The sequence below is a fragment of the Candidatus Arsenophonus triatominarum genome (assembly GCF_001640365.1).
GTDB lineage: Bacteria > Pseudomonadota > Gammaproteobacteria > Enterobacterales > Enterobacteriaceae > Arsenophonus > Arsenophonus triatominarum.
Map to the genome: position 1 here is coordinate 113,149 of NZ_LWMI01000009.1, position 9,232 is coordinate 122,380.

10 protein-coding genes are annotated in these 9,232 nt (G+C 41.9%); all 10 read left to right on the forward strand.

Annotation, left to right across the window (positions count from 1 at the left end):
• Positions 1–3 precede the first annotated feature (3 nt).
• On the forward strand, positions 4–2,343 hold the full coding sequence (locus tag AYJ55_RS08110) for a DUF5906 domain-containing protein (protein WP_162505401.1): 2,340 nt from the start codon (positions 4–6) through the stop codon (positions 2,341–2,343).
• Between the two features lie 374 nt (positions 2,344–2,717).
• A complete protein-coding gene (locus AYJ55_RS08115) occupies positions 2,718–3,149 on the forward strand; it encodes an antiterminator Q family protein (protein ID WP_063655457.1) in 432 nt (143 codons plus the stop codon).
• 208 nt (positions 3,150–3,357) lie between these two features.
• The gene (locus AYJ55_RS08120) at positions 3,358–3,594 is read left to right on the forward strand and encodes a phage holin family protein (protein WP_245677308.1); all 237 of its coding nucleotides are present in this window, start codon (positions 3,358–3,360) and stop codon (positions 3,592–3,594) included.
• Complete coding sequence (locus tag AYJ55_RS08125) at positions 3,554–4,036, forward strand: lysozyme (RefSeq protein WP_063655462.1); 483 nt, start codon at positions 3,554–3,556, stop codon at positions 4,034–4,036. Before AYJ55_RS08120 ends, AYJ55_RS08125 begins: the two co-directional genes overlap by 41 nt.
• Positions 4,006–4,455 (forward strand): lysis protein, encoded by a 450-nt coding sequence (locus tag AYJ55_RS08130; RefSeq protein ID WP_063655464.1) that lies wholly within the window; start codon positions 4,006–4,008, stop codon positions 4,453–4,455. The genes AYJ55_RS08125 and AYJ55_RS08130 overlap by 31 nt, the downstream gene beginning before the upstream one ends.
• Positions 4,456–4,930: 475 nt before the next feature.
• The gene (locus AYJ55_RS08135) at positions 4,931–5,296 is read left to right on the forward strand and encodes an IS630 transposase-related protein (RefSeq protein ID WP_063655466.1); all 366 of its coding nucleotides are present in this window, start codon (positions 4,931–4,933) and stop codon (positions 5,294–5,296) included.
• Between the two features lie 25 nt (positions 5,297–5,321).
• A complete protein-coding gene (locus tag AYJ55_RS08140) occupies positions 5,322–5,657 on the forward strand; it encodes a transposase (RefSeq protein WP_063655468.1) in 336 nt (111 codons plus the stop codon).
• 352 nt (positions 5,658–6,009) lie between these two features.
• Positions 6,010–6,561, forward strand: coding sequence for a terminase small subunit (locus AYJ55_RS08145; RefSeq protein ID WP_063655470.1), 552 nt, complete (start codon positions 6,010–6,012; stop codon positions 6,559–6,561).
• A gap of 160 nt (positions 6,562–6,721) precedes the next feature.
• Entirely contained in the window at positions 6,722–8,329 is a 1,608-nt protein-coding gene (locus AYJ55_RS08150) for a terminase large subunit (RefSeq protein ID WP_063653405.1), read from the forward strand.
• Complete coding sequence (locus tag AYJ55_RS08155) at positions 8,329–9,111, forward strand: anti-CBASS protein Acb1 family protein (RefSeq protein ID WP_063655472.1); 783 nt, start codon at positions 8,329–8,331, stop codon at positions 9,109–9,111. Before AYJ55_RS08150 ends, AYJ55_RS08155 begins: the two co-directional genes overlap by 1 nt.
• Positions 9,112–9,232: the final 121 nt, after the last annotated feature.

Genomic DNA, 9,232 nt, shown 5'->3' on the forward strand with positions numbered 1-9,232 from the left:
CCCATGCAAATAAATTATTCCGTCGGGCGTAGTGTTAGTGATCAGCGCCCGAGTCCTACTGTTGCTGGCTCTTATGACGAGCTTGATCGCCTAAAAACATGGGGTGCGTTGCCTGATGAATGGGCGCACTTCGATTTAGTCCTCGGTTATACCGATAAATTATTACCTGTGGTTTGTAATACTGAAGCTACTATTTCGCCTTACAGCAAAATGAAAGCGCTAGGCAAAACGCCAACTGTGTATAATTCTCAGCGACAGGTTATTGGGATCACCGAATGGACTACTAAATCGTCGACAGGGGAAGACATAGAAAAATGGATGGTGGAGCCTGATTACGGTATCTGTGTCAAAACAGGCTCTGGTATAATAGCACTGGATTGTGATAGTGACGATGCAGATGTCCAAGCCAGTATCCAGTCCTTTATGCTAAAGTCTTTTGGTCAAATCCCGCCACGTCGTTTTCGAGATAACAGTAACAAATGCCTTTACCTCATCGCAGTAGAAGGTGATTATTCTAAACGTGTGCATCGTTTAAAAAACGATTTGGGGATCATTGAGCTTCTCGCTAAAGGTCAACAGTTTGTCGCCATGGGGGCGCATCCTACTGGTGCGCGGATTCGATGGGATAATGATTTACCGTCTGAACCTTTTATGATTACAGAAAAACAGTTAAATGATTTCTGGAAGGCTTTAGCTACCGAATTACCCGTTGTGTCTTCGTCTGAATCGAGTCGCTTAGGTAAAGTAAGAGACCGTTCGATCGCAACGCCTAATGCAACTGATGAAGTCGCTGAATTCTTGGATAGTCAGGGGCTAACACTAGACTATGGCCGTAATGGAGAACGCTATATCAGTTGTCCTTTTGAAAGTGGGCATAGCACTTATAGTGGGGTCACCAGTACGGCGTATTTCCCTAAAAACACAGCTGGTTTTGACGTCGGGCATTTTAAATGTCTGCATGCCAGTTGTGCTCATAGAAACGATGGTGATTTCTTGCACGCTATTGGGTTTGGTAAAGATGATTTTGACGATCTGTCGGATAATAAGACTGAAGATGGTTTTACCAATATCAATATGGATATGACAAGTCATTTCCTTGAACGTTTTATTTATGTGATTGAAGGTGATCAGGTCTGTGACCTACTACGACCTCCTTATAATTGTATGATGGAGATGAGATCGTTTAAAAATCTAATGGCACCTTATCAAATACCTTCAGCAAGTAAAAAAGGTCAGCCAATTGCTGCAACGAAACGCTGGATAGAGCATCCTAAAAAACAAGTGGCTGAGTGTGTGGGGTATCAACCCGGAAAAGATAGGTTAGTGCAACGACCTGACGGGCGTTTTGATATTAATCAATTCTATATGCCGAAGCATGCAAAAAACTTAAACACACGTAAGACTGAGATCTTTCTTAACCATATGAATTACTTAGTGCCAGATGAATGGCAACGTAAGTTTTTCATTGCACGTCTGGCATGGTTCGTTCAGCGTCCAGAACGTAGGTGTCCTATATCCATATTACATGTGGCCACTGCGCATGGTACCGGCAGGGGATGGCTTAGCCAATTAATGGAAAGAGTGTTAGGAGCATGGAACTGCTCCCGAACACGTATGAATGTCTTGTGTGATAACCAGTATCACGATTATCTGTATCACACGTTATTATGCACTGTAGATGAAGTTAAGGAAAACACTAAAAGGTATGAGGTTAATGACAAAATCCGTGATGTGCTGACAGAGTCTCGTTTTGAAGTTAACAGGAAATACGGACGAAAAATGACTATTGATATATTTACAGGATTTCTTTTTTACACTAACCATTATGACGCTTTAGCATTACCAGAGGAAGATCGACGCATAGCGGTTCTTGGAGGGCCTGATACTGCCGCTGATGAAGATCATTATGCCGAGTTATATAGTGCACTCAGCGATAGCGATTTTATCGCACAGGTGTATTGGTATCTCATGGAGGTTGATATATCAAAATTTAATTGGCAACGGGCCCCTAATACCAAAGAACGTCAATTAATGATCGAAAGTAATAAAAGTGATATTGAAGTAGCGATTATTACGCTTCTAGAGAATCCTCCCGTACCCGCTATGACCTATCAGCAAATAGTTAATGAAGTTATCAAGGAAATTGGCTTGGAAGCTGAGATTAACCAGAAACATATTACTCGAATTTTAAAAGAAAGGACGAAGCGGCCTGTTACAAAATTAGTAAAAATTAAAGGTATAGCCTACCGCTTTTGGATATTGGAAAAAAATCGCGAATTTAGTAGCACTGAATTACGTGGAATCTATGAAACTTATGAAAAATTGCAAGGGCAAAGTTTATAAAACAACAATTCCAGTGCGAAAGGTAAGAGGTAACAGTTAAAAAAAAGATTTTTGACTAATTGAGTTAAGGTAACTGATAAAAGAAGATCTGTTACCTCTGTTTTTTACATTAAAATCATAACGTTAAGTGAAAAAGGTAACAGGTAACTGATGTTTTGAACATATATTGTATGCGAGGGTGTAGGTGTGTGTAAGTGTATGTGCGTACGTATATATAGTTTTAAAAGTAACTATTACCTGTTACCTAAAACTTGGTTAAGCCTTATATCAAAAGGAGTTAGGGTAGGTAACAGGATCATTTTTATCAGTTACCTCAAAAAAACTTTAAATAATTTAGCAAAAATGTTCCCATTCACAACAGGAGCGAAAAGACCATGCGCAGAGACATTGAGAAAATACTACTACACTGGGGCGGTTGGTGTGCGGGTGATCCTTATGCATCGGTGAGCTGGTTGCCGGTGGCATCGGGCTTTAATCGCTTCATGCCGTTTACAGGAGCCAATCGCTTATCGTGCAGTGATGCGGACGGGCTAGTGATTGATGTGTGCGTCAGTCGGCTTAACACGGTGGGTATGGCAAGAGAGTTGAGTTACATCGAGGATTATTACATCAGAGGGATATCCAAGCGTACTATTGCGCGAAAGTTCAAAGTGCGTGACGGCGAAATCAGAGAAAGAATGCAAATAGCGGAAGGATTTATTCTGGGATGCCTAGAAACCCTTGATATTCAATTAGATATCGACATATTGTACAAATATCATACAAATAGTTATCAAACACTAGTGCGCGCGCAAAAGGTATGCTAAAGTGCCGATAATGGGTTTTTGCGTCCAGCAGAAATGTACGCTGATAAATAAAACCTCGATTAAGTAATTTTTGCGCACCTCGCTCTTGCGAGGTTTTTTTGTTTTTACGCCACCGCAATACTCCCAAATCCAGAAACTTAAACGAGTAAGGCGGTTGGCTCCCTGTTTAATCCAAGCAATGGAACCCTCAAAGGTAGGGTATATGCGCATGTCTGAAAAATACTCAACACCTGCCGCCTATCTGTGGGGCATCATGACCACCATCGGGGGAGTCATGACAACGATTTTTGATTTTTTTACCCTTGAGCAGTGGGTAGCTGTGATGGGTATTGTCTGCACGATAGGGACATTTTTTATCAACGTGTACTACCGCAAAAAGGAGTACAGACTCAAGGAACTTCAGTATGAAGATACCGAAAAAAATATTGATGGCAACGGGCGGTAGTGCGTTGTTTTTAGCAACAACGATGATAACGCATTTCGAAGGATTGAGATTTAAACCCTATTTCGATGGTGGCGGTATTCTTTCTGTTTGCTATGGTCACACAGGCAGCGATATTGAACGTAACCGGACTTATAGCAAAGCCGAATGTGATGAGTTTCTTGATGAAGATTTGAAAGCGGTCAAGCGCTATGTTGACCCACTGATTAAGGTAAATATCAACACGCTAACACAGGCAGCCCTTTACTCATTTGCTTATAACGTCGGCGGGGGCAATTTTGCCAAATCAACCTTGCTCAAAAAACTCAACGCAGGAGACCGTAAAGGGGCATGTGATGAGATGAAACGTTGGGTCTACGATGAGGGCATCAAACAAAAAGGGCTAATGACCCGTCGTGAAATAGAGAGCATAATATGTTATGGCGACCTTACTCATTTATCGTAGTGATTATTGCAGGGTTAATTCTCTCACTTATTTTTATCAACTACAGTTATCAAACCATCAAGCAAAACTACCAAACATTAAAACAGCAATATCACGCACAAATTAAAGCGGTGAAACGGCAACAGCAAAAAATCGATACCTTGCATCAACTCAATATTCAACACACCGAGGAACTGAATAATGCCAAAGCAGAGCTTGATAAACTGCATGATGCTGTCGATACTGGCACTAAGCGGTTGCATGTCAACGCAGTGTGTCATGAATTCAGTGCCACCACCGCCAAGAGCCGACATGATGAAGCCACCCCACAACTTAGTGAGGCAGCTCGACAAGATTATTTCCGTCTCCGAGAGATGATCGTTGAGAATGAGAAGCAGACAAAGTATCTACAACAGTATATTAAAACACAGTGTCAATAAATCAGTAATTGACACGTTCAAATCTTAACAATTCCAGCGCAACGAAAGCGCATTTAAACATTCCACCGAATCTGACTTTATAGAAATGAGCCTTGAGGGTGTCAGCAGAGCTGGCGAGCCTCGGTGGGCTGGCATTCCTATTTCGTCAAAGGTTCATTTTATAAAGTCACGAGTTTCGCACAGGCATATAAAATTCCAGAAATGGCTTAAAAGCAATGGTTAATTTGCAAGTTACTAAAACGTATAAATTTGTTTAAATTACAATAAGTTGCTTTTAATTTATAAGATTTTGTCTATTCATATATTATGCTGAATTAAACTTAAAAATAGAGCGTTTTTTTATTGGTGCGAAACTCGTGTATCTGTCGCCACCTTAGCCACCCGTGAAGCGATTGGCTATTACCGCAAACAGCCCGCAAGCAGACGAAGCAAGATGATATAGCTAGGCGACTTAATTTTGATTACAAGGTGTGTTATGAGTTATACAATTGATTTTCGACGTAAAGTAATATCTGTAAGGAAAGCCGAAAGTTTAACAATTCGAGAAACTGCGAAACAATTCCGTATTGGAAAAGCGTCTTTAGTACGTTGGCTTAAACGACCAGAGCCAAAAAATTCAACGCCACGTAAGAGGAAGCTCGATAAAAATGCTTTAGCAAAAGATGTGGAACAGTATCCAGATGCTTACCAAAAGGAACGGGCAGAGCGATTCGGTGTTTGTAAAAAGACTATTTGGCAATCCCTTAAAAAGCTGGGATTAACCTATAAAAAAAACTCTATTCCATCCAAAAACCAACGAAAGCGACAGGCTGGCACATCAGCAAAAAAGACAACAGTATGAAAAAAAAGATAAATCTGTTGTTTTTATTGATGAAAGTGGTTTTTCACATGACACTCCACGAACTCACGGCTATTCCCCAAAAGGTCACCGTTGTTTTGGCCTGAAAAACTGGGGTGCTAAGGGAAGAACAAATGTTATTGGCGCTTTATTGGGAACAACCCTTTTTTTTATGGACAACGCTAGCTTTCACAAAGGTAAGAATATTGAACAGGCAATTATAAACGCAGGACACCAGATAGAATATTTGCCTGTGTATTCACCAGATTTAAATCCTATAGAACATAAATGGTCTCAAGCTAAACGTAAAAAGATGGAAACAGGATGCACTATCGATGACCTGTTTTTAATATATATGCTGTAATCAAAATTAAGTCGCCTAGCTATAGAGGATTGTTTAAATCAGGCTAAACGATGGGCGAAGAGTGCGGCTAAAAATAAACATTAATTAACCTGAGTTCGGGATAAGCGGTAGTTATGAGAAAATAAAAATAGCTCATTTATCAATAAAAACCTTTTAAAATCAATGAAATGATAAAAAAAGTAAAGATTTTTAGTAATGGTAGGTTAAAAAACAACCTACTCTCTCTTCTAAAATCATGAAAAAAATCAAAATCAAGCACATATTTTATGTAATACTTTTTAAGTAACTATTTGAATATATAATAAAAAATTAAATTCCTTATCCCGAACTCAGGTTAAGTAAGGTAGCTATTATGACTCTCACAGATAAGCAGGAAGCCTTTTGTCGAGAGTATCTGATTGATTTAAACGCAACACAGGCGGCAATAAGAGCGGGATATAGTGAAAAAACCGCAAAAGAGATTGCTTTCGAAAACCTAACAAAACCTCACATCCAAAAAAGAATTCAGGTGCTTATGGAAGCGCGTAAAAATCGCATTGAGGTCAACGCTGACTATGTACTCAAACGCTTGGTTGATATAGACCAGATGGACGTATTAGACATTTTGAACGAGTCAGGCGATTTAAAACCAATAAAAGAATGGCCTAAAGTCTGGCGGACAACATTAAGTGGTTTAGATATTGCGGCGATACGCCTTGAGGGCGCAGAGGCGTTGCTTAAAAAAATAAAATGGCCAGATAAAATTAAGAATCTTGAGCTATTAGGTAAGCATATCGCTGTTCAGTCTTTTCGCGAACAGGTCAGTAATGAGCACACAGGAAAAGCGGGCAACCCTATTGAGCATATCACCCGTGACATGACCCCCGAACAGGCGGCAGAAGCCTATAAAAAATTGATGGGGTAAAGGGTTAAAATGGCTTGCTTATTTAATGAATAATATTTAAATAAATATAATTGTTTAATATCATGTTTTTATATTTCACAATACCCTGTTTTATATTTTTTATGTACACAGGTATGTGCGATATATTTTTTTTGACTCGCTTTATTCCGGGTATTTTTCTATGCCATTACCGTTCCCTTTTGACTTTAAAAAACCGGATTATGTTCAGGTGTTTGAATGGCGCGCTGAGCGACTACAACGTCTTCGTGAGCAGCCGGAAAATCTTAAACTATTAACCCGATTTTATAAGGAAAACCCCGCCCAATTTATTATTGATTGGGGCATGACAACAGACCCGCGTAATATTGATTATGGGCTACCGGTGACTATTCCTTTTTTGCTGTTCCCGAAACAGGAAGCATGGATTGATTGGATAATGACCCGCTGGCGAGGACGTGAAAATGGCATTACCGAAAAGAGTCGTGAAATGGGTTTAAGCTGGACGTCAATTGCACTCGCATGCGCTTTATGTCTCTTTAATAAAGAGATGGTAATTGGCTTTGGCTCCCGCAAAGAAGAGTATGTTGACAGTACCGGTGACCCGAAAGCGCTATTTTGGAAAGCGCGCAAATTTGTAGAAACGTTACCGCAAGAGTTTCGGGGAGGCTGGGTAGCGAAAAAACACGCGCCTTATATGCGGGTCAATTTTCCAAACACCGGCGCCATTATCAAGGGTGAAGCGGGGGACAATATTGGACGGGGTGACCGGACGACACTCTATTTCGTCGATGAAGCCGCCTTTTTGCCTCGTCCGCTATTGATTGATGCTGCCCTATCCCAAACTACCCGCTGTCGCATTGACTTAAGCTCGGTTAATGGGATGGACAATCCTTTTGCCCAAAAACGCCACAGTGGACGCATTCCGGTGTTTACCTTTCACTGGCGCAATGACCCCCGTAAAGATAAACAATGGTACGAAAAAGAGTGCCTGAAAATCGATAATCCGGTCATTGTGGCGCAGGAACTGGATTTGAACTATCAAGCGTCTGTTGAAGGTATCTTAATTCCCGCCGAATGGGTACAGGCGGCCATTGATGCCCATATCAAACTGGGGTTTTTGACAACGGGGGCTAAACGACTCGGTTTTGACGTTGCAGATGAGGGCGATGACAGCAACGCCCTCACGTTTGCACACGGATCGGTTGTCACGGATTGCCAGCAGTGGAGTAAAGGTGACGTGATCAGCTCAGCAAACCGAGTCAAAAACTATGCTGAGGAAGTCCATGCCGATGAAATCATCTATGACTCCATCGGGGTAGGGGCAGGGGTGAAAGCGCATCTACGACGGGTATGTCATATCACCGCAACCGGATTCAACGCGGGTGGGGCTGTCTTTAAACCTGACGCAAAATATGTGGCGGGAAAAACCAATAAAGATATGTTCGCGAATATCAAGGCGCAAGCCTGGTGGGGCGTCCGAGACCGTTTTTTTAATACCTGGCGGTGTATCATGCATTTGGAAAAATATCCGGATGACAAACGTTTCATCAATCAATTTACCGATGGCCTGTTAATCAGTCTCAGTTCAGGCATAAAAGAACTTGACGCTCTGAAAGCTGAATTATCCCGTCCTCGGGTGGATTACGACAACAATGGACGGGTGAAAGTCGAGAGCAAAAAAGACATGAAAAAACGGGGCATCGCTTCACCCAACATGGCCGATTCATTAATTATGGCATTTTCGCCCGTACCAAAACCGTTCCATATTCCCGACGAGGCATTTTTCTAATGAGCAAAAGAAACAGGAAAAAGGACGTTAAGCCTGAAAGGAAAAAGCCATTTTCCATCTCTGACATCGATATGTATCCGGTCAGTGAGCAGCCAGTCTACGAATTCAAACCCTATGCCCCTCCCGCAAGCGTGATACCCGAAGCAAAGAGAGCGGATGCGCTGGCGAATGATGCCACCCCGTATGAAACCCTGAATGCATTCGGGAGTGATTGTTTGTATGGTGGGTTTCAGGGATACCCGATGTTGGCCATGAAAGCGCAGCAATCCGAGTACGCCAATGTTGCCGCGATTTTTGCTGACGAGGTTACGCGCAATTGGTTAACCGTAAAATCCTCATCCGATGATGAGGACCTCGTTAATGAGGTGGAAGGGGTAATCGTGAAATATCGCCTTCAGGATATGATCCATCAGGCCGTTTTGCATGATTGTCTGTTCGGCATAGCGCATATCTATATTGACATGGGCGCCGATGAGAATGAAATGCGCAATCCGCTCTTTAAAGACAGAGCAAAAGTGGGCGATAAATTTCGCGGTTTTCGTATTATTGAGCCTATTTGGACGTATCCGGCGATGTATAACACGCTCAGACCGTGGGAGCCGGATTTTTATCAGCCTTCATCGTGGTTTGTGATGGGGCAGACCATCCATGCCTCCCGATTTATTGACCTAGTGACGCGTCCGGTATCACAGATACTGAAACCTGCCTATAACTTTGGGGGCTTATCGCTGATTCCAGCTAATGGAGCCTTATGTCAAGGCGTGGGAAACTATCCGCGATGAAATACCCAAAATTGTCAAGGCTTTTACGCTGACGGGGCTGAAAACCGACATGGAAAAACGGATGGAAAACCCAGGCGAGTTCAAACGCCGCATCGATATCATGACCAACTACCGAAACAAT

What these genes read in the sequence shown, in the direction of transcription:
- AYJ55_RS08155 (WP_063655472.1), top strand. Translation starts at nt 8,329, where the DNA reads ATGAGCAAAAGAAACAGGAAAAAGGACGTTAAGCCTGAAAGGAAAAAG.
- AYJ55_RS08135 (WP_063655466.1), top strand. Translation starts at nt 4,931, where the DNA reads ATGAGTTATACAATTGATTTTCGACGTAAAGTAATATCTGTAAGGAAA.
- AYJ55_RS08125 (WP_063655462.1), top strand. Translation starts at nt 3,554, where the DNA reads ATGAAGATACCGAAAAAAATATTGATGGCAACGGGCGGTAGTGCGTTG.
- AYJ55_RS08145 (WP_063655470.1), top strand. Translation starts at nt 6,010, where the DNA reads ATGACTCTCACAGATAAGCAGGAAGCCTTTTGTCGAGAGTATCTGATT.
- AYJ55_RS08120 (WP_245677308.1), top strand. Translation starts at nt 3,358, where the DNA reads ATGTCTGAAAAATACTCAACACCTGCCGCCTATCTGTGGGGCATCATG.
- AYJ55_RS08150 (WP_063653405.1), top strand. Translation starts at nt 6,722, where the DNA reads ATGCCATTACCGTTCCCTTTTGACTTTAAAAAACCGGATTATGTTCAG.
- AYJ55_RS08115 (WP_063655457.1), top strand. Translation starts at nt 2,718, where the DNA reads ATGCGCAGAGACATTGAGAAAATACTACTACACTGGGGCGGTTGGTGT.
- AYJ55_RS08110 (WP_162505401.1), top strand. Translation starts at nt 4, where the DNA reads ATGCAAATAAATTATTCCGTCGGGCGTAGTGTTAGTGATCAGCGCCCG.
- AYJ55_RS08130 (WP_063655464.1), top strand. Translation starts at nt 4,006, where the DNA reads ATGTTATGGCGACCTTACTCATTTATCGTAGTGATTATTGCAGGGTTA.